Annotated in this window: 19 protein-coding genes and 1 pseudogene; 13 read left to right on the forward strand and 7 right to left on the reverse strand. The window is 68.3% G+C overall.

Annotated elements, in window-relative coordinates:
• Window positions 1-106: 106 nt before the first annotated feature.
• Complete coding sequence (gene satS, locus BN4346_RS30995) at window positions 107-1,399, reverse strand: protein export chaperone SatS (RefSeq protein ID WP_067970463.1); 1,293 nt, start codon at window positions 1,397-1,399, stop codon at window positions 107-109.
• Between the two features lie 191 nt (window positions 1,400-1,590).
• Here satS and BN4346_RS31000 point away from each other — a divergent pair, with 191 nt between their 5' ends.
• The 4 genes from BN4346_RS31000 (at window position 1,591) to upp (ending at window position 6,685) form a co-directional block, all read left to right on the forward strand.
• Complete coding sequence (locus BN4346_RS31000) at window positions 1,591-3,063, forward strand: PE-PPE domain-containing protein (protein WP_078058524.1); 1,473 nt, start codon at window positions 1,591-1,593, stop codon at window positions 3,061-3,063.
• A gap of 166 nt (window positions 3,064-3,229) precedes the next feature.
• Window positions 3,230-4,645 (forward strand): PE-PPE domain-containing protein, encoded by a 1,416-nt coding sequence (locus BN4346_RS31005; protein WP_235653580.1) that lies wholly within the window; start codon window positions 3,230-3,232, stop codon window positions 4,643-4,645.
• Window positions 4,646-4,649: 4 nt separating this feature from the next.
• Window positions 4,650-6,044 carry a PE-PPE domain-containing protein gene (locus BN4346_RS31010; RefSeq protein ID WP_067970467.1) on the forward strand — a complete coding sequence of 465 codons (1,395 nt, stop codon included), beginning with the start codon at window positions 4,650-4,652 and terminating at the stop codon, window positions 6,042-6,044.
• 17 nt (window positions 6,045-6,061) lie between these two features.
• Complete coding sequence (upp, locus tag BN4346_RS31015) at window positions 6,062-6,685, forward strand: uracil phosphoribosyltransferase (RefSeq protein WP_067970469.1); 624 nt, start codon at window positions 6,062-6,064, stop codon at window positions 6,683-6,685.
• A 198-nt stretch (window positions 6,686-6,883) separates the two neighbouring features.
• Here the strand turns inward: upp and BN4346_RS31020 are convergent, their stop codons facing one another.
• A complete protein-coding gene (locus tag BN4346_RS31020; protein ID WP_067970471.1) occupies window positions 6,884-8,494 on the reverse strand; it encodes a phospho-sugar mutase in 1,611 nt (536 codons plus the stop codon).
• A 112-nt stretch (window positions 8,495-8,606) separates the two neighbouring features.
• Here BN4346_RS31020 and BN4346_RS31025 point away from each other — a divergent pair, with 112 nt between their 5' ends.
• Window positions 8,607-10,109 (forward strand): glycosyltransferase family 39 protein, encoded by a 1,503-nt coding sequence (locus BN4346_RS31025; protein ID WP_235653581.1) that lies wholly within the window; start codon window positions 8,607-8,609, stop codon window positions 10,107-10,109.
• On the opposite strand, the gene BN4346_RS31030 is transcribed toward BN4346_RS31025, so the two are convergent.
• Window positions 10,103-10,909 carry a purine-nucleoside phosphorylase gene (locus BN4346_RS31030; protein ID WP_067970473.1) on the reverse strand — a complete coding sequence of 269 codons (807 nt, stop codon included), beginning with the start codon at window positions 10,907-10,909 and terminating at the stop codon, window positions 10,103-10,105. The two genes, BN4346_RS31025 and BN4346_RS31030, sit on opposite strands and share 7 nt — an antisense overlap.
• A 43-nt stretch (window positions 10,910-10,952) precedes the next feature.
• Here BN4346_RS31030 and BN4346_RS31035 point away from each other — a divergent pair, with 43 nt between their 5' ends.
• On the forward strand, window positions 10,953-12,131 hold the full coding sequence (locus BN4346_RS31035) for a M20 family metallopeptidase (protein ID WP_067970475.1): 1,179 nt from the start codon (window positions 10,953-10,955) through the stop codon (window positions 12,129-12,131).
• Window positions 12,132-12,169: 38 nt separating this feature from the next.
• On the opposite strand, the gene BN4346_RS31040 is transcribed toward BN4346_RS31035, so the two are convergent.
• A complete protein-coding gene (locus BN4346_RS31040; protein WP_067970477.1) occupies window positions 12,170-12,661 on the reverse strand; it encodes a gamma-glutamylcyclotransferase in 492 nt (163 codons plus the stop codon).
• Between the two features lie 42 nt (window positions 12,662-12,703).
• Between BN4346_RS31040 and BN4346_RS31045 the strand changes: the two genes are divergently transcribed.
• From BN4346_RS31045 to BN4346_RS48880, 6 genes and pseudogenes are all read left to right on the forward strand, one after another.
• Window positions 12,704-14,245, forward strand: coding sequence for an NAD(P)H-quinone dehydrogenase (locus tag BN4346_RS31045; protein WP_067970479.1), 1,542 nt, complete (start codon window positions 12,704-12,706; stop codon window positions 14,243-14,245).
• A 51-nt stretch (window positions 14,246-14,296) separates the two neighbouring features.
• The gene (locus tag BN4346_RS31050) at window positions 14,297-16,009 is read left to right on the forward strand and encodes a glycerol-3-phosphate dehydrogenase/oxidase (protein WP_067970481.1); all 1,713 of its coding nucleotides are present in this window, start codon (window positions 14,297-14,299) and stop codon (window positions 16,007-16,009) included.
• A gap of 372 nt (window positions 16,010-16,381) precedes the next feature.
• Window positions 16,382-16,531: a hypothetical protein gene (locus BN4346_RS31055; protein WP_154677562.1), complete on the forward strand. Its 150-nt coding sequence runs from the start codon at window positions 16,382-16,384 to the stop codon at window positions 16,529-16,531.
• Window positions 16,532-16,597: 66 nt separating this feature from the next.
• A complete protein-coding gene (nhaA, locus tag BN4346_RS31060; protein WP_067970484.1) occupies window positions 16,598-17,866 on the forward strand; it encodes a Na+/H+ antiporter NhaA in 1,269 nt (422 codons plus the stop codon).
• Window positions 17,863-18,735: a pseudouridine synthase gene (locus tag BN4346_RS31065; protein ID WP_067970486.1), complete on the forward strand. Its 873-nt coding sequence runs from the start codon at window positions 17,863-17,865 to the stop codon at window positions 18,733-18,735. Before nhaA ends, BN4346_RS31065 begins: the two co-directional genes overlap by 4 nt.
• A gap of 78 nt (window positions 18,736-18,813) precedes the next feature.
• A pseudogene (locus tag BN4346_RS48880) lies at window positions 18,814-19,130 on the forward strand (hypothetical protein).
• Window positions 19,131-19,158: 28 nt separating this feature from the next.
• Here the strand turns inward: BN4346_RS48880 and nei2 are convergent.
• Both nei2 and BN4346_RS31075 read right to left on the reverse strand, forming a co-directional pair.
• Entirely contained in the window at window positions 19,159-19,938 is a 780-nt protein-coding gene (gene nei2 / locus BN4346_RS31070; protein ID WP_067970487.1) for an endonuclease VIII Nei2, read from the reverse strand.
• Window positions 19,938-24,389, reverse strand: coding sequence for an ATP-dependent helicase (locus tag BN4346_RS31075; protein ID WP_067970489.1), 4,452 nt, complete (start codon window positions 24,387-24,389; stop codon window positions 19,938-19,940). The genes nei2 and BN4346_RS31075 overlap by 1 nt, the downstream gene beginning before the upstream one ends.
• A 105-nt stretch (window positions 24,390-24,494) precedes the next feature.
• Between BN4346_RS31075 and BN4346_RS31080 the strand changes: the two genes are divergently transcribed.
• A complete protein-coding gene (locus tag BN4346_RS31080; RefSeq protein ID WP_067970490.1) occupies window positions 24,495-24,884 on the forward strand; it encodes a hypothetical protein in 390 nt (129 codons plus the stop codon).
• 30 nt (window positions 24,885-24,914) lie between these two features.
• Here BN4346_RS31080 and BN4346_RS31085 read toward each other — a convergent pair whose 3' ends face one another.
• Complete coding sequence (locus BN4346_RS31085) at window positions 24,915-25,589, reverse strand: winged helix-turn-helix domain-containing protein (RefSeq protein WP_067970492.1); 675 nt, start codon at window positions 25,587-25,589, stop codon at window positions 24,915-24,917.
• Window positions 25,590-25,592 lie beyond the last annotated feature (3 nt).

Here is a 25,592-nt window from a genome sequence, read left to right on the forward strand (position 1 = left end):
TGCTCGCCGCAATTTCAGTGAATTTCCGTAGTACTGCGCATGTCGTCCTACGTGCGGCTTCCGCCGGCCGACCACCCGTGCTCGCGCGCGATCAGACGGCAAAGCGTTATTCGCGCCGCAGTCGCGACTGCACGAACTGTTCGAGCTGTTCCCATTCCTTGACGGCCGGAGCGTACGGACGCTGCGGCTCATTGACCGATTCCCGGTCGAGCACATAGCTGACCATCCGGCCCAGCGGACGATCCGGCGCGAGGGTGTCGGCGACCACGCCGTCCTCGGCATAGGTGCCCACGTCCTGCAGAAATTCGACGGCCAGATCGAGCTGCTCACGGTCCACTGCGTCCGGCCCGTCGGTGAGGTCGTCGGTCATTCCGGAGAGCACGTAGACGTTGTCGTCGGTGATGTCGATCGACAGCGAACCGTCGGTGGCGGCCGTGCGGATGTCGTCGTAGGTGCTCAGATCCGACAGGTCGTGGTCATGCTCGTCGGCCAGGTAGCGGGCCAGGGCTCGCTCGGAACCGAACACGCTGATCCGGCCATTGCGGCCCAGGAATACCGGCTGTTCACCGAGGTAACAACGCAGCGTGAAGAACGTCCCGTTGTCGGTGATGATCCGAATCGGGTCGATGCCCACCTTGGTCCAGAAGTTCGCGTCGCCGCCAAGAACCACCCGGTCGCCCGAGGCCCGCTTGGTCGTCGCGGTGGCCGACTCGTCCTCACCGCTGTCCTCGTCGTCGGCCTGGTCGTCGGCAGCCTCGGTGTCCTCGACGTCCTCGTCGGCTGGCTCCGGCTCGGCCGGGGCTTCGGCGGCCAGCTCATCGGCCGCCTGCGACGCCGCGGTGGCGTCGACGTCGGGGGTGGTGATGATCTCTTCAACAGCGGTCAACACACCGCCCCAGTTACGGCCGATGATCTCGGCGATCAGCTCCCAGCGTTTGCGGCCGGCGCGGCCGGTGAAGTTGTCGACGCCGCCGGCCAACCAGCCCAGGTTGGGGTTGCCGTTGAAGAACTTCGTCACCGCGGTCAGGTCGCACACCGACCCGATCGCCGAGACGATCTCCATCGCGTGGGCCAGCGACTGGACAGACTGTTTGGTCGGCTTCGCGGTCAGCAGTTCCTCGACCGCGATCAGGTCGTACTGCCGGTTGCGGCTCGGGTCCAGCTTGTGGGCGTTGGCCTGGACAAGTTGCGACCAGCTCGGGTGGTCGACCAGGTCGTTGTTGGCGTTGCCCCGGACGAACGCCACCAGGTCCGCCACGGTGGCGAACCCGTACAGGTCGTCGTCCCTGCCCAAAAACGCCTGCCACTCGTCACCGGAGTCGCGCCAGCTCGGCGCCCACAGGGTGTAGCGGTCACCATCGGTCACCGTGAGGCGGATCGGTACAAGGTCAGCTGCCATGGCGCACAGAGTAACGATGCAGCCCGCGCGGCCTGACGGCGGGATTGCGCCGGGATTGGCGCCGCGATTGGCAGCACAGCGCTTCGCATCGCGAATTAAAGAATCCTGAATTTTGCGGCGAACGTGTAAGCGGCGTGCGCCGGGTGGCTAGCGTCCCTGCTGTTGGAAAACCGGGGTCGGGGGAGGTCGCGATGACGACTGGTCGGCTGCGCCTGGCGGGCGCAATGCTGCTGGCTGCGCTGTGCGCCGCGGTCCTGGGTCTGAGCTCGGCACTGTCCTCGGCGGTGGCCTACAGCGTGGACCAGCTGGCGATCCGGCTGCGGCTGCTGGCCGATGCGGGCTGGATCATGAGCGGAACCGGTGCGCCCGACCCCACCGTCGGCCCCTACCTGGGCCAGATCCTGGCCGGATACCTGCAGCCGTCGTCGCCGCATTTCGCCGGCCAGCCGACGTTCCCCGGTTACACCTTCGGAGGCCTGACCACGCCGGAGCAGTTCTGCCCGTTCGTGTGCATCCCCGGACAGCCGGCGCTCAACTTCGGGCAGTCCCTGAACGCCGGTGTGGGCCTGCTGAATCAAGGGATCCTGCCGCAGTTACTGGCCGGCGACAACGTGACGGTGTTCGGCTACTCGCAGAGCGCCGCCATCGCCACCATCGAGATGCAGAACCTGATCGCGGGCGCCGGGACGGCCGGTTACCCGACCCTGGATCAGCTGGGCAACATGCACGTCGTGCTGATCGGTGACCCGAACAATCCGATCGGCGGCATCCTCGATCGCTTTCAATTCCCGGACGACCAGCACCTGCCGTTCGTCAACATTCCGCTCAGCCTGGACGCCACCCCGACCGACCACATCGCGTCGGACATCTACACCGGTGAGTACGACGGCTGGGCCAACTTCCCGCAGGACCCGACCAACATCCTGGCGGTCATCAACGCGCTCATCGGCATCGTCACCGTGCACCCGTACTACCCGGACTACACCGCAGAGCAGCTGGCCAGTGCCATCAACGTCGGCACGATCGGCGACGCGAACTTCTACATGATTCCGCAGAACCTGCCGATCCTGCAGTTCATGTTCAACGGGGGCACCGCGGGGCAGTTCTTCGGCGACTTCTTCTCACCGTGGGCCAGGCTGGTCATCGACTGGGGCTACGGCAACGCCGGCGACCCGGCCGTCAACGGGCTCTACCAGATCCCGGCCGGTGACTTCATCAGCGGCAGCGCCTACCAGCAGGCGTTTGGGGTGGCCGGTGGGCCGTGGGCCATGACGCCGACCGGCGCGCTCTACGACGGATCCAGCGTGATGGGCCTGTTCGAGCGGATGGACCCGCTACAGATGCTGGCCGGGGTCCAGAACGCGCTGATCCAGAGCCTGGTCGGCCCGTGGGCCGACGTTGCGGCCGGCGGCGGTGCCCTCACCGCCGGTGACATCAGCACCATCACCGGCATCACCGATTTCCTGCAGACCATCACCGGCTATGACCTGATCAACTCCATCGACCAGTTCCTGATCACCGGCTGGAGCGACCTGGCCACTGCGCTGAACCTCGGCGACGTGCTGGGCCCCGACGCCCTGCTGAGCGGGGCGGCGGTGCCCGGCGACGGGCTGCTGGATCTCATCGGAGCGGGCTTCAGCATGGTTAACCTCTTCGGCGCGTAGCGCGTCACGCCTGGAGCAAAAGCCAGGTCGAATGTCGTCGATTTGACAACACGCGTTTTCTGAATGAAGGTCAACGCTTAGATCCACCTAATAGATTAATGTGATCTTGTCAGGTGGGGGTAATTGATCACCGATGACATATTCGAACTGACCTGGGAGGTCTGCAATGACGGTTAAGCGCGTGCATCCCCTGGGGGCGACCTTGTTGGCGGCGCTCTGCGCCGTCCTCCTCGGTATATCGTCGCTGCTGAGCCCCGCTCTGGCGTCCCGGGTCGAGAAGTTGATCGCCGATGTCGCGCTGCTGGCAGGCGAAGCGTGGATCATGACCGGCACCGGCCAAGCCGACCCCACAATCGGCAGCTACATGGACCTGGTGCGGGACTTCTACCTCCAACCCCTAACGCCGTGGTTCGCCGGACAGCCGACGTACGCCGGCTACGCGCTGAACGGCCTGACCACCCCCGAACAGTTCTGCCCGATCGTCTGCCAACCGCTGCCGGTCCCGCAGCTGAACTTCGGGGACTCGCTGGCGGCGGGGGTCGCCAACCTCGAGGGTGCGATCCGTCCGCAGCTGGAGGCCGGTGACGAAGTCACGGTGTTCGGCTACTCGCAGAGCGCCGTGATCTCCACCCTGGCGATGCACAACCTGCTCGCCAACGCCCCTGGCGGCGACTATGACCCGCTGAACCTGCACTTCGTACTGATCGGCGACCCCAACAACCCGATCGGCGGCATGCTCACCCGGCTGAACTTCCCGGATGGGTTCGACGGGAGCATGCAGCACATTCCGTTCCTGAACATCCCGCTGGGTATCGACCCGACCCCGACCGCTCCGTTCGCAACCGACATCTACAGCACCGAATACGACGGCTGGGCCGTCTTCCCGCAGGACCCCACCAACCTGCTGGCTGTCCTCAACGCGATCATGGGTATCGGCGCGGTCCATGGCGCCTACTTCGGCGACAACCTCGCCAACGCCATCGACCTCGGCACGATCGGCAACACCAACTTCTATGTGCTGCCTGAGCAGCTGCCCATCCTCGGACCGCTCTACGGGCTCGGCGACATCGGCAAGTTCGCCGCTGACGCGCTGGCGCCCATCCTGAAGACGGTCATCGACTGGTCCTACGGCAACCCCGGTGCCCCGGACGCCGGAATCACCGTGAACGGCGTCGACCCGATCGGCGCGGCCGGTGCCTGGGCGGTCACCGCGACCGGCCAGCTGTCCGAAGACACCGGTGCCGCCGGGTTCCTGCTACGGATGGACCCGCTGCAGATGCTGGCCGGCCTGCAATACGCCGGTGTGCAGAGCCTGATCAACACGGTCAACAACCTGTTGGACTACATCGGGCAGGGCCCGCTGTCGGACTCGTTCGTCGAGACGCTGCTGTCGGGCTACAACCTGACGCTCGGCCTGGACCATACGCTGCTCACCGGCTGGCAGGACCTGGCCACCCAGTGGAACGTTCTCGACGTGCTGGGTCCGGACGCCGTCTTCAACGGCGCGCCGCTGATCTCCGCCCAGCCGCTGCTGGACCTGCTCGGGGTGGGCTTCAGCCTGATCAACCTGCTCGACGCGTAACCCGATGCAGCACCGACGCTCGCTGGGAGCAGCACTGCTCGCGGCGGCGTCGGTGCTCTCGGTGACCTGCGGGCCGGCGGTGCGGGGACTCGGTGCGGCAGATCGGCCGAACGTTGCGCTGGCGGGCAACGAAGGCTGGATCATGGGGCCGACCAGCATTCCCGACCCAGGCGTCGGCGGCTACCTGGACGCGGTGTTGGACCTGTTCCTGCAGCCGGTCTCGCCATGGTTTCCGGGGCAGCCGACGTTCCCCGGCTACGACTTCGAGGGCTTGATCACCCCCGAGCAGTTCTGCCCGCTGGTGTGCCTGCCGCCGCCCAATCCCTACCTGACGTTCGCCGAGTCGGTAGCCCGCGGCGTGGAGATCCTGCACACCGCTGTTGTGCCGCAACTGACCAATGGCGACGACGTCACGGTGTTCGGCTACTCGCAGAGCGCCACCATCTCCACCCAGGAGATGATCAACCTGCTCGCGGCCGGACCCGGCGAGGTCGGTAGCGGGTATGACCCGGCCAACCTGCACTTCGTACTGATCGGCAACCCCAACAACCCGCTCGGCGGCGTCCTGACCCGCTTCCCGGCGTACCCCCTGTTGGGCGACCAGCCGGTGCACCTGCCGTTTCTGGGCATCCCGTTGAGCATCGGGGCGACCCCGACCAGCGGGTTCGACACCGATATCTACACCGGTGAGTACGACGGCCTGGCCAACTTCCCGCAGGACCCGGCCAACCTGCTGGCCATGATCAACGCGCTGATCGGCACGGCGACCGTGCATTTCTCCTACATCGACTTTGACAACCTGGCCGACACCATCGATCTCGGCAGGGTCGGAGACACCGACTTCTACCTGATTCCCCAGCAGCTGCCGATCCTGTGGCCGATCTACCAGCTCGGCGACGTCGGCAAGGTCCTCGGGGATGGGCTGGCCCCGATGCTCAAACTCGTCATCGACTGGGGCTACGGCAATCCGGGTGACCCGTTCGTCGGCGTCAATGGCACCGATGCCGTCGGGCCTTGGGCCGTCACCGCCGGCGGCCAGTTGGCCGACGGCTCCGATGTAGCCGGCTTCCTACTACGGATGGACCCGCTGCAGATGCTGGCCGGCCTGCAGTACGCCGCGCTGCACAGCTTCGTCGACCCGGTCAATGACCTGTTGGGTTTCGCCGCGCAGGCCCCGCTGTCGGATTCGTTCGTCGATGCGCTGTTGACCGGCTACCACCTCACCAATGCCGTGGACGCCCATCTGCTCGATGCGTGGAACGACCTGGCTGTGTCGCTGAACGTCGCCGATTGGCTGGGCCCCGACGCCGTCTTCAATGGGGAGCCGTTGATCTCGCTGGCACCGATGCTGCAGATGGGCGCGGTGGTCTTCGAGATCCTCAACTTCCTCGGCGCATGACCCGTAGGGTCCCAGGCGTGAAGGTGTGCGTCGTCGACCACCCGTTGGCCGCGGCGCGGTTGACCGCACTGCGCGACGAGCGCAGCGGCAGCGCGGCGTTCCGGTCGGCGCTGCGTGAGCTGACCTGGATGCTGGTCTACGAGGCCACCCGCGACGCGCCCTGCGAAGACATCGTCGTGCGGACCCCGCTGACCGACACCGGTGGGGCGCGGCTGGCGCGGCCACCGCTGCTGGTCCCGGTGCTGCGCGCCGGACTGGGCATGGTGGACGCGGCGCATGCCCTGATTCCCGAAGCCGACGTCGGGTTCGTCGGGGTGGCGCGCAACGAGGCCACCCACCAACCGGTTCCGTACCTGGCATCGCTGCCGGCGGACCTGCGCGGCACACCGGTCATGGTCCTCGACCCGATGCTGGCGACCGGCGGCTCGCTGGTGCACACCCTGGGACTACTGGTCGATCGCGGCGCAACCGACATCACCGTGTTGTGCGTGGTGGCGGCACCGGAAGGCGTTGCGGCACTGGAGCAAGCGGCACCGGCGGTGCGGCTGTTCGCCGCCAGCATTGACGACGGACTGAACGAGGACGCCTATATCGTGCCGGGCCTGGGCGATGCCGGCGACCGCCAATTCGGGCCGCGCTGAAATCCCGACTGTCACACCCGTAACCGGCGGGCGAGTATGTGATTATTGCCCGCCTTTGAGCGACAAACGTTGTTGCCTTGGCGGAGTTAGCCCCCTCGACGCCCGTTGTCGCTCAAAGGCGGGCAAACATCACACCCCGTCGGGCTGGTTGCAGGTGAGTCGGGTGCGGCGGTTGGTAACGAATAGGGCGAATGAGCGCTACCAGGAGCGGACCGCATCGGCGACGGCCTGACACACCCGCTGCGCCTCGGTGCGGTCCCCGGCAAGGTCATCCGACGGCGGCCGAGCCACCTCGAGATAGCACTTGAGCTTCGGTTCGGTACCCGACGGTCGCACCACCACCCGTATCGCGGTGCCGTCGTGCTCACCGGCGAACTCGAGCGCGTCGGTGACCGGTCCGGCGCGGTGCAGCAGATCGGTTGCGGTGACGGCGAATCCGGCCAGTGTCGCCGGTGGATCAGCGCGTAGCCGGGCCATCACGGCGGCGGCCTCGGCGGGACTGGCGACCCGACGGGACACCGCCTCAGTGACGTGCACACCGTGCCGGCGGGCGAGCTTGTCCAGCGCTTCGGGAACGGAGCTGCCCCGACTCGCCAGCGCTGCCACCAGATCGCAGGCCAGCACCGCGGCGCTGATGCCGTCTTTGTCGCGCACCGCGTCCGGGTCAACGCAGTAGCCGATCGCCTCCTCGTAGGCGTAGACCAAGGTGGCGCCGGGCAGGTCATCATCGGCGCGCGCCAGCCACTTGAATCCGGTCAGCGTCTCGACATGGCGGGCGCCGTAGTGCTGCGCGATGCGCACCAGCATTCGTGACGAGACCACGCTGCTGGCCACCACAGCGCCAGCCGCCCTACCCGCGGGCAGCCGCGACAGCAGGTAATCGCCTAACAGCCAACCGGTTTCGTTGCCGGTCAGCATCCGCCAGCCATCCGGGCCGCCGATGCCGACCGCGCATCGGTCGGCGTCGGGGTCCAAGGCGATCGCGACGTCGGCGTCGACCTCGGCGGCCAACGCCAGCAGTGCGTCGGTGGCACCGGGTTCTTCCGGGTTGGGGAATGCCACGGTGGGAAAGTCTGGATCGGGGTCGAACTGGTTCGTCACCGGGTGAATGTCGGCAAACCCCGCGGCGCGCAGCGCCTCGACCGCCACCGTGCCGCCGACGCCGTGCAGCGGTGTCAGCGCCACCCGAACCCGGCCGCCGTGCCGTCGCACCGCAGCGGCCCGCCCGATGTAGCGCGCGATGAGATCATTTCCGGCCGGCGCCACGGGGCGCCGGGCGATCGCGTCGGCCGGGGGAGCAGCGGCCATCGCCGCTTCGATCTCGGTGTCGGTCGGCGAGACGATCTGCATACCGCCGTCGAAGTACACCTTGTAGCCGTTGTCGGTGGCCGGGTTGTGCGAGGCGGTGATCTGGATGCCGGCCGCCGCACCGGTGTGGCGCACCGCGAACGCGACCACCGGCGTCGGACACGGCTGAGGGATAAGCAAGACCGAAAACCCCGCGGCAGCAAGCACTTCGGCTGTCGCGATGGTGAATTGCGCCGAGCCGTGACGTGCGTCGCCGCCGACCACCACGGTCGAACCCGTTCGGTGATGTGCGCTGAGTACCTGGGCCACCGCCCAGCTGGCGCGCAGCACCACGGCGAGGTTCATCGCGTCCGGTCCGCCCCGTACCGGTCCACGCAGCCCGGCGGTGCCGAACCGCAGCGGTGCCGCGAACCGGGCGGCCAACTCGCCGGGGCCGCACGCTTGGAGCTCCGTGGCGGTCACCGGGTCGGGGTCGTGGGCAATCCACTCCTCGGGGGTCACCCGTCGATTGTGGCAGGGGGTCAATCGAAGGCAGTCGAGACAGCAAGTGTACAGGTGTCAATTACTTGATACGATGCTCCCGTTTACGTCCCGATTGGACGATGGAGTGTCGTTGAGTCCATTGACAGCCCCGGCCGCGAGTCGCTCGATATCCCTGACGCTGCGTGACTCGGCGGCCGTGCCGATCGCCATGGTGGTTGCCGTTGCGGCCGCCGTGCACGGGGCCTTCGCGATGAACTACGGCTGGCACCCAGACGAGTTCTACTACGTGATCTGCGGACAGCACCCGGCCTGGGGATACTTCGACCACCCGCCGCTGGTGCCGCTGCTGGCCAGGGTGGCGGCCCTGGGCGGCCTGCTGGGGCTTCGGTTGTCGGCCATCGCGATACACCTGGGCTGCATAGTGTTGGCGGCGCTGTTGGCCGCCGAACTCGGCGGGCGGCGCGTCGCCCAGGCCATCACCGCGGCCGCCGTCGCGGCCAGCCCGCTGTTCATGGGCGCCGCGATGTTTTTCGGCACCACCGTGGTCGACCAGCTGATCTGGATCGCGGTGCTGCTGCTGGTGACGCGGGCGCTGCGGATCGGCACCGTGCTGGCCTGGCTGCCGGCCGGCGTGGTGGCCGGTATCGGGCTGGAAGCCAAGCAGACGGTCGCGTTGCTGCTGATTGGTATTGGGGTCGGTCTGGCGATCTTCCGGCGCGACGCATTGCGCACGGCCGGACCATGGCTGGCCGGCGCCGTGGCGGTGGCGATGGCGGTCCCGAACCTGATCTGGAACGCCGCCCACGGCTGGCCGAGCCTGACATTCGCCCACGCGATGTCGGTACGGATGGGCGGCCCGGCGGGATCGCTGACCCAGCTACCGCTGCTACTGCTGCTGTACGCCGGACCGCTGCTGGTGCTGCTGTGGGCGATCGGAGTGCGCTGGCTGGCGTCCGACGAGGCCCGCGAGTTCCGCTGGATCCTGGTGGTGCCGGTGGTGGTGTTGGTGCTGTGCGTCCTCACCGGCGGTCGCTGCTACTACGCCGGGCCGGTGCTCGCGGCGCTGTTCGCCGCCGGAGCGGTGCGTATCGAAGCCGAGGATCCCGACCGGCCGCCGCGCGGCTGGGCGATTGCGCTGCTCGCGCTGTTCGCCGGCGCGGTGGTGTTCTGCCTGCCGGTGCTGCCGCCGGCGCACGCCACAACACTGCGCAAAGTCAACCCCATCCCGATGGAGACCTACGGGTGGCCGCGATTCGTCGACGAGGTGGCAGCCGCCGCGGCATCGCTGCCCGACGACGTGCCGATCTTCACCAGCAACTACGGCGAAGCCTCGGCGCTGCGCATCCTCGGACCGGCGGCCGGTATCAACCGTCCGGTGGTCAGCGGCGACAGCAGTTACGCCCAGTGGGGCCCGCCGGCCGGCAGCCCCGACACCGTGCTGTGCGTCGGGCGATTCCCGGTCCTGAAGTTGACCCAGTATTGGCGACACGTCACCTACCTGACATCGATCCGGTTCCCCACCGGGCTGCGCAACGGCGAGAGTGCCGCGAAGGTCTTCCTGTGCCAGCAGCCGGTGGGCAGCTGGGCGGCGATGTGGCCGGGGATGCGGCACAGCTCCGGCGTGAGCTACTGAGCTGCGGGAGCAGGCAGCCGGTCGATCACGTCGGCCAGCAGTGTGCCCATCCGGGCCGCAGATTCCCGACCCGCCGCCAGCACCTCAGCGTGGCTGAGCGGCTCGCCGGTGATCCCGGCCGCCAAGTTGGTCACCAGCGATAGGCCCAGGACCTGGGCACCGGCCGCCCGGGCGGCGATCGCCTCGTGCACGGTCGACATGCCGACCAGGTCGGCGCCCAGGGTGCGTAGCATCCGGATTTCGGCAGGGGTCTCGTACTGTGGACCGGCCATCCCGGCGTAGACGCCCTCGGCGAGGGTGGGGTCCACTTGGTGAGCCAGCGCGCGCAGCGACGGAGTGTAGGCATCGACCATGTCGACGAAGTGCGCGCCCTCAAGGGGGGAGCGCCCGGTCATATTCAGATGGTCGCTGATCAGCACCGGTTGGCCGACGTGGTAGCTGGTCCGCAGGCCGCCGGCCGCGTTGGTCAGCACCACGGTGGTGGCCCCCGCCGCGACGGCCGTGCGTACCGGGCGGACGACGTCGGCGAGCTGATGGCCCTCGTAGGCGTGGATCCGGCCGACCAGCACCAGCACCCGGTGCGCGCCGATCTGGATGGACACCAGCTCACCGGTGTGGCCCGCCGCCGTCGGCGTGCTGAAGCCGGGCAGGTCGGCCATCGGCAGGGTCGCGGTCGCGGTGCCGAGGGCCGCCACCGCGGGCGCCCAGCCGGAACCGAGCACGACCGCCACGTCGTGCGTCTGCACGCCGGTGCGCCGGGCTACTACCCCTGCTGCCTGCGTTGCCAGCGGTACCGTCACAGGCACTGAGTTTAGTAGCGTGCCGCGATGGGATAATGCCTGAATGTCTCCAACTCCCGTGTCGCACGCCGTCGAGGCGTGGCTGGCAGCCCACGCCGAGGAATTGGTGGCGTGGCGACGGCATCTGCACCGCCACCCGGAGTTGAGCCGGCAGGAGTTCGCCACCACCCAGTTCGTCGCCGAACGTCTCGCCAGCGCTGGACTCAACCCCAAGGTATTACCCAGCGGAACCGGTTTGACCTGCGATTTCGGCCCGGAGGACGGGCCTCGCGTCGCGTTGCGGGCCGACATCGACGCCTTGCCGATGACCGAACAGACCGGCGCGCCGTATGCCTCGCTGGTGCCGGGGGTGACGCACGCGTGCGGCCACGACGCGCATACCGCGATCCTGTTGGGTGCGGCGCTGGCGCTGGCATCGGCGCCGGAGTTGCCGGTCGGTGTGCGGCTGGTGTTTCAGGCCGCTGAAGAACTGATGCCGGGCGGCGCGATCGACGCGATCGCCGCGGGTGTGCTCAGCGGGGTCAGCCGCATCTTCGCGCTGCACTGCGATCCGCGCCTGGAGGTCGGCCGGGTGGCCACCATTGCGGGGCCGATCACCTCGGCGGCCGACACCATCGAGATCACTGTTAACGGTCCCGGCGGACACACGTCGCGACCGCACCTGACCGCCGACCTGGTCTACGGGCTGGGCACGCTGATCACCGGGCTGCCCGGCGTGCTGTCCCGGCGCATCGATCCGCGCAACAGCACGGTGATGGTCTGGGGCGCAGTGAATTCCGGTGTCGCAGCCAACGCCATACCGCAGTCGGGGCGGCTGGCCGGTACGGTGCGCACGGCCAGCCGGGACACCTGGGTGGCGATGCAGAGCATCGTCGAGGAAGCGGTGGCGTCCCTGCTGGAGCCGCTGAACATCGAGCACACGCTCAACTACCACCGCGGAGTGCCGCCGGTGGTCAACGAAGCGGCGTCGACGCGGATGCTGACGCACGCGATCGAGGCCATCGGGCCCGAGGTGCTGGCCGAGACCCAGCAGTCCGGCGGCGGGGAAGACTTCTCCTGGTATCTGGAGCAGGTCCCGGGTGCCATGGGCCGGCTCGGGGTGTGGCCGGGCAGCGGGCCGCAACTGGATCTGCACCAGCCGACGTTCGACCTCGACGAGCGGGCGCTTGCGGTCGGGGTGCGGGTGATGGCCGGCGTCGTCGACCAAGCCGGGGCGCTGTAAAGCCCCCTCTCTTACTACGCCCACTCGCGCCAAAAAAGCTAAGACCCGGGGCCGATGTTGCGGGCCGGGCGGGTCTGTAGATTGCGCACGTATTCTTCTGGGGCACCGGCGATCTGGGCGGCTTCGGCCACCACACCCAGGTAGCGCGCCGACGGCAGTCCGCGCTCCCAGGCGTCCACCACATACAGCCAGGCCAGCACCGGCGCGGGCGCACCCTCGACCGGGTCGGAGGTGATCCCGTCCACTCGGTCCACCCGACAACGGATCTTCTTGTGGATTCCGAATTCCGAGCCTTCCCAGCTGTCCATGTTCTTCTCGTCCTCGGGCGTCACGTCGTAGAGGACGACGAAAACACTCGAGTCCGGGTCCTCGACCACGGTCGCCAGGGCGCCTTCCCAGCCGATGTCCTCGCCGGCGAACGTGAGTCGCCAGCCGTGCAACCAGCCGGTGCCGGTCATCGGGGAGTGTGGGGCCCGCTGCAGCATCTGTTCGGGATGCATGTTCGACCCGTAGGCGGCGTAGAGCGGCACGGCAGAAAGCTTAAACGCCGCGCCCCGGATAGGTTAGTCGCTGTGACTTCTCCCTCGACGCGCATCGTGATCGTCGGCGGTGGCCCGGCCGGCTACGAGGCGGCGCTGGTGGCGGCGGCCAAGGGCCCGGAGGCGGTGTCGGTGACGGTGGTCGACGCCGATGGCATCGGCGGCGCCTGCGTGTTGTGGGACTGCGTGCCATCCAAGACCTTCATCGCCTCGTCGGGGGTGCGTACCGAGCTGCGCCGCGCCCCGCACCTGGGTTTCGACATCCACTTCACCGACGCCGAGATCGAGCTGGACAAGATCCACGAGCGGGTGAAATCCCTGGCCGCGGCGCAATCCGATGACATTCGCACTCAACTGCTCAACTCCGGCGTCGAGGTCATTGCCGGCCGCGGGGAGCTGATCGACCCCGAACCCGGCCTGGCACATCACCGAGTCCGGGTCACCGAGCAGCACGGCGGTTCAGCGAGGCTCGACCAAGGAGAGGCGAAGCTGGGACCGCCGCATGAGTCCGGCGGTTCAGCGAGGCTCGACGAAGGAGAGGCGAAGCTGGGACCGCCGCATCAATCCAGCGGTGCGCAACGCGTGCTGGACGCCGACGTGGTGTTGATCGCCACCGGAGCGAGCCCGCGCACCCTGCCCGGTGCGGAGCCGGACGGCGAGCGGATTCTGACCTGGCGCCAGCTCTATGACCTGCACACGCTGCCCGAGCACCTGGTGGTGGTGGGTTCCGGCGTCACCGGCGCGGAGTTCGTCAACGCCTATACCGAACTGGGCGTCAAGGTGACGGTGGTGGCCAGCCGTGACCGGGTGCTGCCGCACGAGGACCCCGACGCCGCCCGGGTGTTGGAGAGCGTGTTCGCCGAGCGCGGTGTCACCCTGGTCAAGAATGCCCGGGCCGCCTCGGTGACCCGCGCCGGAGACGGGGTGCTGGTCACCATGGCCGACGGCCGCACCGTGTCGGGAAGCCACGCGCTGATGACGGTCGGCTCCGTGCCCAACACCTCCGGATTGGGCTTGGAGCGGGTTGGGATTGCACTCGGGCCGGGCAATTACCTGCAGGTGGATCGCGTGTCGCGAACGTCGGTGCCCGGCATCTACGCCGCCGGCGACTGCACCGGCCTGCTGCCACTGGCGTCCGTCGCGGCCATGCAGGGCAGGATCGCGATGTATCACGCGCTGGGCGACGCGGTCGCCCCGATCCGGCTGCGTACGGTGGCGGCCGCGGTGTTCACCCGCCCCGAGATCGCCGCGGTGGGGGTGCCGCAGTCCCAGATCGATGACGGGACGGTGCCGGCCCGCACGGTCATGCTGCCGTTGCAAACCAACGCCCGGGCCAAGATGAGCCGGATGCGCTACGGGTTCCTCAAGCTGTTCTGCCGACCGGCCACCGGAACGGTGATCGGCGGCGTGGTGGTGGCCCCGATTGCCTCCGAGCTGATCTTGCCGATCGCGCTGGCGGTGCAGAACCGGATCACGGTCGCGGACCTGGCTCAGACGCTGGCGGTGTATCCGTCACTGTCGGGCTCGCTCACCGAGGCCGCGCGCCGGCTGATGACGCACGACGACCTGGACTGAGCGACGCGCGTCACACTCGGCCGGGGCGTCGGGCCACGTAGCCTGGCACACGTGAGCACGCTGGGACCGGACCAACGAGCACGAGCCTGGGAACAACTGGGCAGTGAGCAGTTCGACGTAGTGGTGATCGGCGCGGGGGTGGTGGGAGCAGGCTGTGCGCTCGATGCGGCCACCCGCGGCCTCAAGGTGGCACTGGTGGAGGCCCGCGACTTCGCCGCCGGGACGTCGAGCCGCAGTTCGAAGATGTTTCACGGTGGACTGCGCTACCTCGAACAGCTGGAGTTCGGCCTGGTGCGCGAGGCGCTGCACGAACGCGAGCTGTCGCTGACCACACTGGCACCGCACTTGGTTAAGCCGCTGCCGTTCCTGTATCCGCTGACAAGACGGTGGTGGGAGCGGCCGTATGTGGCCAGCGGGATCTTCCTGTACGACCAACTGGGCGGGGCGAAATCAGTTCCCGCGCAACGGCATCTGACTCGGGCCGGGGCCCTGCGGCTGTGCCCGGGGTTGAAGCGCAGCGCGTTGATCGGCGGCATCCGCTACTACGACACGGTCGTCGACGATGCCCGTCACACCCTGACTGTCGCACGCACGGCGGGGCACTACGGGGCGGTCATCCGCACCTCCAGTCAGGTCGTCGCGCTACTGCGCGAAGGCGACCGAGTGACCGGGGTGCGGGTCCGCGATTCCGAGGATGGTGACGTCACCGAGGTCCAGGGGCACGTCGTGGTCAACGCCACCGGGGTATGGACCGATGAGATCCAGGCGCTGTCGCGCCAGCGCGGCCGGTTCCACGTCCGGGCCTCCAAGGGCGTGCACATCGTGGTGCCGCGGGACCGGATCGTTTCGGAGGCGGCGATCATTCTGCGGACCGAGAAGTCGGTGCTGTTCGTCATCCCGTGGGGCACGCACTGGATCATCGGCACCACCGACACCGACTGGAATCTGGATCTGGCGCACCCTGCGGCCACCAAGGCCGATATCGACTACCTCCTGACCCACGTCAATACCGCGCTGGCCACGCCGCTGACCCACGCCGACATTGAGGGCGTGTACGCCGGGCTGCGGCCGCTACTGGCAGGGGAGAACGACGACACCTCGAAGCTGTCGCGGGAGCATGCGGTGGCGGTTCCGGCGCCGGGTTTGGTGGCGATCGCCGGCGGCAAGTACACCACCTACCGGGTGATGGCCGCCGACGCGATCGACGCCGCCGCCGAGTACATCCCGACGCGGGTGGCGCCCTCGATCACCGAGAAGGTGCCGCTGTTGGGCGCCGACGGCTACTTTGCGCTGGTCAACCAGGCCGAGCACGTGGGCGCCCAGCAGGGACTGCACCCCTATCGGGTGCGGCACCTGCTGGACCGTTACGGCTCGCTGATCCACGACGTCTTGGCGGTGGCCGACGGACAGCCGGATCTGCTGGACCCGATCGCCGAGGCGCCCACCTACCTGAAGGTGGAAGTCGCCTACGCGGCCGTCGCCGAGGGTGCACTGCACCTGGAGGACGTGCTGGCCCGGCGGACCCGGATCTCCATCGAGTACGCGCACCGCGGGGTGAACTGTGCGCGTGAGGTCGCCGAGGTGATGGCCGCGGTGCTCGGCTGGGACGACGACGCCGTCGACCGGGAGGTGGCCAACTACACCGCCCGGGTGGAGGCCGAGATCCTGTCGCAGGAGGAGCCCGACGACGCGTCGGCGGATGCGTTGCGCGTGAGCGCCCCCGAGGCGCGGGCCGAAATACTGGAACCCATTCCGCTTACCTGAACACGGGGGATCTGATCCATCGCCCTGGATTCGATTCGAAGAATCTTTCCGGGCATTTAGGCTGATATAAGCATTCGCATGTGTTTGACACATATTTCTGGTGGGGCTACTTTCTGACCATGAGCTGGATCACAGGGGGATCCGGGCTTGAGGAAGGGGCGGCTCATGCCGGGTGGGATGACCGCCTTCCAGGGCGATCTGGGCATCTACGCTGATGCTCGGTGCCGGCTGAGCGGGTAGCAACCCCGCTCCCACAAGCCGCATCGGCCACAACCCCCCGACGGTTGTGGCCGATGTGTCGTTGTGCGCCCGATGCGGGCTGGGCGCCGCTGACCTGGCGGAATGACTGCCAGTCCCGGTACGGTGGGCACCATGTCCGCGCAGCCCTGTCGCACCGGAATGCGTGCGGTTGCGCTGCCGGCTGACGGAGATCTGCGGCCTCGGGGCACCAACGGCTACACCACCTGCTGGGGTAACAATGCCCACGGCAAACTTGCCGGCTGCCCACCGGCGCAGCACTGAACGACACCGTCTTTTGTCGAGGCCCGAGACCTCCGGCCCTCCCTCACCCGAATCGAAGGCCCTCTCTTGACCTCTGGTCGCCCCCCGCTTTTCGGCCGCGGATCTTCGGCCGAAGCCCGCCGACTCGCCGATGTGCTCCGCAAGGAGACCGTCGGTGGGGCGCTGTTGCTTGTCGCGGCTGCCGTCGCGATCGGGTGGGCCAACTCGCCGTGGTCGGCCGGCTATTACCGGATCGGCGACATCACTGTCGGCCCTCGCGCCTGGCATTTGCATCTTCCGGTGTCGACGTGGGCCGCCGATGGCCTGCTGGCGATCTTCTTCTTCGTGGTCGGCCTGGAGCTCAAGTACGAAGTGCTTGCCGGCGACCTGCGTGACCCGCGTCGAGCAGCGCTTCCCGTCGTCGCCGCGGTCGGTGGAATGATCATGCCCGCAGCGGTATTCCTCGCCGTCAACGCCCACGCCGGGGGCGGAGCGCTGCGGGGGTGGGCGATTCCCACCGCCACTGACATTGCCTTCGCCCTAGCCGTGCTGGCGGTGATCTCGTCACACCTGCCCTCGGCGCTGCGGACCTTCCTGCTGACCTTGGCTGTGGTCGACGACCTGTTGGCGGTGACCGTGATCGCGGTGTTCTACACCGATGACCTCAACCTCGCGGCTCTTGCGCTGGCGTTCGTCCCGTTGGCGTTGTTCGCGGTGGCGGCCCGGCGTTTCGGCAACGCCGCGGTGCTGCTTCCGTTGGCAGCAGCCACCTGGTATTTGGTCCACGAGTCCGGTGTGCACGCCACCATCGCCGGTGTCTTGCTCGGTCTGACGGTTCCGGTCCGCGAGTCGGGCAAGCGCGACACGTTGTTGCGGCATCGGCTGGACGCGAAGGACTTGGAGCACCGGATTCGCCCGCTATCCGCCGGCGTCGCGGTGCCGGTGTTCGCGTTCTTCGCGGCCGGAGTGACCGTTGGTGGGCTCCACGGCGTGGCCGCGACGCTGCACGATCCTGTCGCCATCGGAATCGCCGCCGGCCTGGTCATCGGAAAGGCTGTCGGCATCGCCGGTGCCGCTGTGCTGACCGCCGCGTTGACCCGAGCCGAACTCGACACCTCGCTGAAGTGGATCGATGTGGTGGCGCTGGGCTTACTCGGTGGCATCGGGTTCACGGTCGCACTGCTCATCGGCGATCTCGCCTTTGGCGACCCCGTCCGCCAAGAACACGCCAAATTGGGCGTGCTGATCGGCACTTTGACCGCAGCATTGCTGGCGGCGGTATTGCTGACCATTCGCGACCGTGCCTACGCCCGAGACGCGGACAGCGCGCCGTCCTTCGATCTCAAACTGCGATGACCCGCCGACGCCCCGCCCCGCTGCCGGTACGCGACGGACTGGGGCCCGCCCGGCTGCGTTTGCACGGCGGTCCGGTCGCTGCCGAGCTGCGTACCCGGTTCGGTACGGCTGCTGCGGCGAAAGTGGCTGCCGGCGAAGTGGTTACCGCGTCTGGGGCGGTGGTCGACGAGACCACGGTGCTGCCGGCCGGGTCGCACATCTTCTGGTATCGCGACCTGCCCGACGAGGTTCCGGTGCCCTTCGACATCCCGGTGCTGCACCGTGACGCGGACCTGGTGGTGGTCGACAAACCGCACTTCCTGGCGACCATGCCGCGCGGCGGCCATGTGGCCCAGACCGCGCTGGTACGGCTGCGGCGCAAGCTGGATCTTCCGGAGCTGAGCCCGGCGCACCGGCTGGACCGACTCACCGCCGGGGTGCTGATGTTCACCACCCGCCGAGAGCTGCGTGGGCCCTACCAGACCCTGTTCGCCCGTGGCGCGGTGCGCAAGCAGTACTTGGCGCGGTCCTCCGCCGAGCCGACCGTCGCGTTCCCGCAGCTGGTTCGCAGCCGGATCGTCAAACAACGCGGTTGCCTGCAGGCGCGCGAGGAACCGGGCGAGCCGAATGCCGAGACGCTGGTCGAGTCAGTGGGCGAGCGCCGCTACCGGCTCACCCCGCGCACCGGACGCACCCACCAGTTGCGCGTTCACCTGGCCTCACTCGGGCTGCCGATCGACGGCGACCCGCTGTACCCGCAGATCATCGACGTTGCCCCCGACGACTTCGCGCAACCCTTGCGACTGCTGGCTAGCCGGCTGGAGTTCGAAGACCCCATCACCGGCCGGCTGCGCGGTTTCGCGAGTGAACGCGACCTCGATGCGAACTGACTCCGGCCACCCGGGGTTTCGGCCGCGACCGTCCGGGGTACAGGAAGGCACGACCCGAGCAGAAGGAGTCTGATTCTGATGAAGGCACACAGCAAGATGACGATCGCGGTGCTCGGCAGCGCAGTCGCGCTGGTGGCAGCCGGTTGCAACGGCACCAAAGAAGAGCGGCCGAGCACCACCACAACCACCACGACGACCACCACCACGACTGAGACCACCATGGAACCGGTCCCAGGTGGGCCCGGACCGGAAAACCCGGGCGAGCCTGGTGGCCCTACCGGTGGGGGTGGCCCGGCGGGGGCAGCGGCACGATCCCCGGGGGCCCGACCGGCTGGGGCGGACCCGGCGGCGGCGGAGGTTGCGTGCCCGGTGTGGGTTGCGGCGGGTGGCCGTGATCGCCCAGCGCTTCGGGTGCTCAGTGCATTACCGCTGACATGACGGACACCAGAACCGAATCCGCTCGCCATTGCGGTCGGACGCCACCGCGGTACCGCATCGCCGACACGGCTGGCCGGCTCGGCCGTATACCCACAGCTGTCGGCCCGGTCGGGTGTCGCCGGTGGTGCACCGTGACCATCGCAACCTGTTGGCCCACAACATTTCGCGGGCCCGTGACACCAGCCGACCCGGATCATTCAGTTCTGCAACGGGTGTCGTCGGCAACCGGCCGACGACGAAGCACAACTCGTTGCAGTAGACGTTGCCGATCCCAGCCATCACCGTCTGATCCAACAGTGCCGATGCCAGCGGACGCTGCGGATCGGCGACCAGCCGGTCGGCGGCCACCGTCGGATTCCAGTCGGCGCCGAGCAGATCCGGGCCCAGGTGCGCGACGGGGTCGCCGTCATGGTGGCGTTCCAGTACCTCCAGCACGCCCAGATCGATACCGGTGGCGCGAACGGCTCCGGCCTCCAAGACGATTCGTACCCGATGATCGGCTGGGCTGTGTCTGGCAAGACTGTGTCTGGCAAGATGTCGACCCACTCGCCAACTGCCCTCCATCTTCAGATGCGAATGGATGCTGGCCGATCCGACGCGGATGAACAGATGCTTGCCGCGGCTGATCACCTCATCGACGCGCTCTCCGCTCAGGTCGACATCGGCGTATCGCGGGACCCGGATATCGCAGCGGGTCAAGGTTTTTCCCGTCAGCGCGGTGGCCAGCACCGTCGCGGTGTGAAAGACCGTGTCTCCCTCGGGCATCAGCGCATCCGCAATCCGCGCGGCGTGCGGGAGAATCCGGCCGCGGTCAACGCGTCCAGCGTCGGTGAATCGGTTAGCTCCAGTACCGGCACGCCGTCGATTCGCTCGATGAGAATCCCGTCGACCCGCCGGTCGGCGATCAGCTGAGTCAGCGCCTCGGCGGCGGCCCGCTGCGCTTCGGCGGCTTCGGCGAAATTCAGCAGTGTCCGGCCGCCCCGCTCGACGAACCACAGCAGTTCCCCGTCGACCAGGACTACCAGCGCGCCCGCCTTGCGGCCGGGTCGGGCCGTCCCCGGATGCGCCGGCCAGCTCAACGCCGCGCCGTACGGGTTGGCCGGGTCGGCGGCGGCCAGCACTACCGCCTGGTAGTCGGGACGGGTCGGGTCGACACCGTCGAGGTAGCCGCGCAGCCGGTCCACGGTGGAGGCCAGTGCGAACTGTGCGGCCCCCAACGACTCGATGAAATAGCCACGCTGGCATCGTCCGGCGTCCTCGAACGCGGTCAGTACCTTGTAGACGTTGGCGAAACCGCCTGGCACGGCCTCGGCGGCGACCGCGCCGCGGGTCAGCACGCCGTAGCGGTGCAGCAGCAGTTCGGCGGTGTGGTGGGCCCGCACAGTGGAATCCTCTTGCGGGGTAGGCAAAGCCGACCAGCGTCCGGCCACCGTCGGGTCGGCGGCGCGGGCAGCGGCGTGCGCCACACGGTAGCGACTGAGCCGGGGTGGGCGTCTGCTGCGGTGAGCCGGGGTAGCGCGCCGGGTGCCGGCCAGCACTGCGCGCACCGGAGCGAAGGTATCTCCGGTGACCCATCCCGACCAGATCAGCTCCCACAGTGCGCTTTTGAGTTCCGCCTCGCTCGCGTTACCGGACAGTTGGCGGAAGAAGTATGCACCGCCACCGCCGAGGGCATCCAGAATCTCGCGGTGGGCGTTGCCGAATTCGATCGGCGTCCCGGGTGCCAACGTCAGCGGCGCCGAATCCGCGGTGTGAAAGCAGATCCAACCGTCGGTGGCCGGTGCACTGCCCGCTGGCGCGCCCGCACCCGACCAGAGGACCTCCCCGGAGGCCAGCAGTTCGTCGAGCATGGCCGGTGCGTAGTCGCGCACCCGTGGGCCGAAGATCAACGGTTCGATCGCCGACGCCGGAAGTGCGACGCCGGCCAGTTGCTCGATCACTCCGGCCAGCCCGTCGACACCGGTGGAGGCTACGTCCAGAGTGCCGATCTGCTGCCAGGCCGGCAGGAAGCGCCCGTAGGCGGCGGGCGACACCGGCTCGATCGCTGAGCGCAGCGCGGCCAGTGACCGGCGCCGCAGGATTCGCAGCACCTCGGTGTCGCACCACTGTTCGCCGGGGGAGTCCGGGAAGTCGGTGAATTCGCCACGCACCACCCGTCCGTCGGCGGCCAGTCGACCCAGCGCATCGGCCGCCACCCGCACTCCCAGCCCGAATCGGTCTGCGGCCTGCCCGGTGGTGAACGGCCCCCGGGTGCGGGCGAAGCGGCCCAGCAGCTCACCCAGCGGGTCGGCGACCGGTTCGGTGAAGCCCGTCGGCACCCCGGGCGGCACCGCAACCCCGAGACCGTCGCGCAGCCGGCCGATGTCTTCGATCGCTACCCACCAGCGGGACCCGCCGAACGCCACCGTCAGCACCCGGCGGGCGGTCAGCAGATGTTCCAGCCAACCGCCCACCGCAGCGCCCGCGGCCCGGGCACTGACCTCTTCGGTGGTGAGCGGACCGAGCAGTCGCAGCAGATCAGCCACTCCCTCGGCGTCGCGGACGGCCCTCTCCGGCGTCAGATGCTGCAGTTGCTCGGTGACGAGTGCGATCACGGCGGTGTCGAGCAGTTCGCGCAGCTCGACCCGGCCCAGCAACTGCGCCAGCAGAGTTGGATCCAGCGACAAGGCCGCCGCGCGGCGCTCCGCCAGGGGGCTGTCGCCTTCGTACATGAACGCCCCGACGTAGCCGAACAACAACGACGCCGCGAACGGCGATGGGGTGGCGGTCTCGACCTGGGACACCCGCACCCGGCGTTGGGCGATCTGCGCCATCAGCGCTGTCAGCGCCGGGACGTCATAGACGTCCTGGAGGCATTCGCGCACGGTCTCCAGCACGATCGGAAACGTTGGGTATTTGCGGGCCACGTCGAGCAATTGGGCTGCCCGCTGGCGTTGCTGCCATAGCGGTGTGCGCCGGCCGGGGTGTCGGCGTGGCAACAGCAAGGCCCGGGCCGCGCATTCCCGGAACCGGGAGGCGAACAAGGCGGAGCCGCCTACCTCGGCGGTGACGACCGGCTCGATCTCGTCGGCGTCGAACACGAACAGTTCGGCGCCGGGGGCCTGGGCGCCGGAGTCGGTGTCGGGCAGCCGGACCACGATGCCGTCGTCGGAGGCCGTCGGCTTCTCGTCGATGCTGTAGCGGTCGCGCAACCGCCGGCCCACCGCCAACGCCAACGGCCCGTGCACGCGCAGCCCGTACGGTGAGTGCAGTACCACCCGCCAGTCACCGAGCTCGTCACGGAACCGCTCCACCACCAGCGTGGTGTCGGTGGGCATCGCTCCGGTGGCGGCGCGCTGATCGTCGAGCAGTCGCCTCAGGTTGTCGATCGCGTAGTCATCGAAACCCAAACCCGCGCAGCGCTTGTCGAACGAATCAGCGTCAAGGCCTGCTAATTCGCCGGTGAACGCACCGAGCGCCGCGCCCAGCTCGGCTGGCCGTCCGACACCGTCGCCGTGCCAGAACGGCAGCCGGCCCGGCTGGCCCGGGGCCGGCGTGACCAGCACCCGATCATGGGTGATCTCGGTGATCCGCCAGCTGGTGGCGCCCAGCGAGATCACATCGCCGGGGCGGGACTCATAGACCATCTCCTCGTCGAGTTCGCCTACCCGGGAAGGCTTCTCCGCTCCGGCCAAATAAACCGCGAACAGTCCGCGGTCTGGGATGGCTCCGCCGGAGGTGACGGCCAGCCGTTGCGCGCCGGGTCGACCGGTCAGGGTCCCGGTGTCGCGGTCGTAGACCAGCCGGGGCCGCAGCTCGGCGAATTCGGTGGACGGGTATTTTCCGGAGAGCAGATCAAGCGTTGCCTCGAAAACACCGCGCGACAAGGTGGCGAACGGAGCGCTGCGGCGCACGGTGTCGAACCAGGCTTCGGCGTCCAGTGGCTCCAGCGCGGCCGCGGCCACCGTGTGCTGGGCCAGGATGTCCAGCGGGTTGGCTGGGACTGTCAGGGTTTCGATCTGGCCGGCCAGCATGCGCTGTACCGCGACGGCGCATCCGATCAGATCGGTGCGGTGTTTGGGAATCAATACGCCCGAGGAGATCTCGCCGACCTGATGCCCGGCCCGACCGACGCGCTGCAGGCCGCTGGCCACCGACGGTGGCGCCTCGATCTGGATAACCAGGTCGACCGCGCCCATATCGATACCCAGCTCCAGGCTCGAGGTGGCCACGACTGCGCGCAGCCGTCCGCTCTTGAGGTCCTCTTCGACGTCGGCTCGGGTCTGCAGCGACACCGAGCCGTGGTGTGCCCGCGCCAGTGGCGCCGTCGCCTCCTCGGTGTCAACGTAGCGCTCCGCGTGAATCTCGTTGAGCCGCCCAGTCAGCCGCTCGGCGAGCCGCCGCGAGTTGGCGAATACGATCGAGGTCCGGTGGGCTTCGATCAGGTCGACGATGCGTTCTTCGACCTCGGGCCAGATGGTGCCCTCGGCCGGATTGGCCATGTCGGGCACGGGAACCTGAACTGTCAGGTCGAACGTCTTGGCGGCCGGGGGAGTCACGATCGTCGTGGGGGACTGTCCGGACAGAAATCGGGCGACCTCTTCGGCGGGGCGCACCGTGGCGCTCAACCCGATCCGCTGGGCGGGCCGCTCGAGCATCGCGTCGAGGCGCTCCAACGACAGTGCCAGGTGGGCACCGCGCTTGGTTGCAGCCACCGCGTGTACCTCGTCGACGATCACCGTGCGGACCCCGGTCAACGTCTCCCGGGCCGCCGAGGTCAGCATCAGAAACAGCGACTCGGGGGTGGTGATCAAGATGTCGGGCGGCTTGGCGACCAGCTCGCGGCGCCTGGCCGGGGACGTGTCACCGGATCGCACTCCCACGGTGATGCCGGGAGTGGGCAGCTCGCGTTGTGCGGCCATCCGGGCGATGCCGGCCAACGGGGTGCGCAGGTTGCGCTCGACGTCGACGGCCAGTGCCTTGAGCGGCGAGATGTAGAGCACTCGGGTGCCCTGACCTGGATGTGCGGTCAGTTGGTCCAGCGCCCATAGGAATGCCGCGAGCGTCTTGCCGGACCCGGTCGGCGCGACCACGAGCGTGTTGTGGCCGTCGGCGATCGCCGACCAGGCCTGCTCCTGGGCCGGCGTCGGCGCCGTGAAGGTGCCGGTGAACCAATCCCGGGTCAGCGCCGAGAACCGAGCCAGTGGCGCTGGCGTTCCTTGGACTTGTGGGCTCACCCAGCCATGGTGCCAAGTTCGGCGCCCGAATGCTCCCGGGCTGCGGTTTTGTGCTGGTCGTCGCCGGGTATCCGGCACTGGTGACTTCGGTGACCGGAGGCGGCGATGATCATTCTGGATGACGGGGCAACGACTGTCCGGCCGATATTCGCCGATGCGCAGCCACGCGCGGCGGGAACGGTCGAAGCGCTGCCCCGCGATTGGACGTGGACGAACTGGGCGTTGTCGTTGCTGACCGCGCCGGCCGCCGCGCTGCTGATGGCCTTCGCGCTGGCCAGGGTGTCCGGCTCCGCGCTGTGCAACAAGGTGGCGTGCCCCGAGCTCAAGGTGAACGGCGCGTTGTTCGGCGTGCTCTACCACGGAGCGGCGGTTATAGCGGCCATGACGTTGTTTCTCGCCTTCTTCCTGGCGACGCACCGCGGCGGGATCATCGTCTGGGCGTGCGGGTGGGCCTTGCTGTTGGCTGATCTGGCGGTCTTGGTCGCGGTGTTTTGATGGACCTCTACGGCGGGCGCTGAACCGCTCTCAGTTGGCGATAGCCCATTGCGGCTGAGGCAATTCCGGTGTCATGTACCCGACACCGCGGACCGTATCGATGATCGACTCGTGGTCGGCGCCGAGCTTGGCGCGCAAGCGTTGCACGTGAACGTCGACTTTGCGACGGCCGCCCTCGCCGCCCCAGATCTCGTGCAGTAGTCGGGCACGGGTGAATGCTTGGCCAGCATGCTGTACCAGATAGTTGAGCAGTTTGAATTCGGTGAGCGTGAGGTCGAGATCGCGATTTGACAGCGACGCGGTGAAGCTGTCCGGGTGGATGACCAGAGCGCCGAATTGCAGCTTGTTGTAGGTGGATTCGCGCCGACGGGCCAAGGCCAGTCGTAATCGCGCGTTCGCCTCGGCGGGACCGGCGGCCGCGATCAGGACATCATCGACGTGCCAGTCGAGGCCGACCGCGGCGAAGTCTTCGGCGGCAACGAAGGCCAGCACGACAGCAGACGGCTCCCAGGTGCCGAGTTTGCGGCAGCTCTCCCGCGCTGTCGGCACGTCAGTACAGCCGTCCACCAGAACGGCTTTCACGCGCCGGTAATTGGTTCGGGCGGTGGCCGACAGTGGACAGCGGACGATCGAATGCCCGAAGGCGCCCAATCCCGACAGTGACTGCGTGAATTCGTCACGGTCGGTCAGTAACAGGATCTCCATGGC

This window comes from Mycolicibacter icosiumassiliensis (assembly GCF_900078685.2).
In the GTDB taxonomy this organism is placed as follows: Bacteria; Actinomycetota; Actinomycetes; order Mycobacteriales; family Mycobacteriaceae; genus Mycobacterium; species Mycobacterium icosiumassiliensis.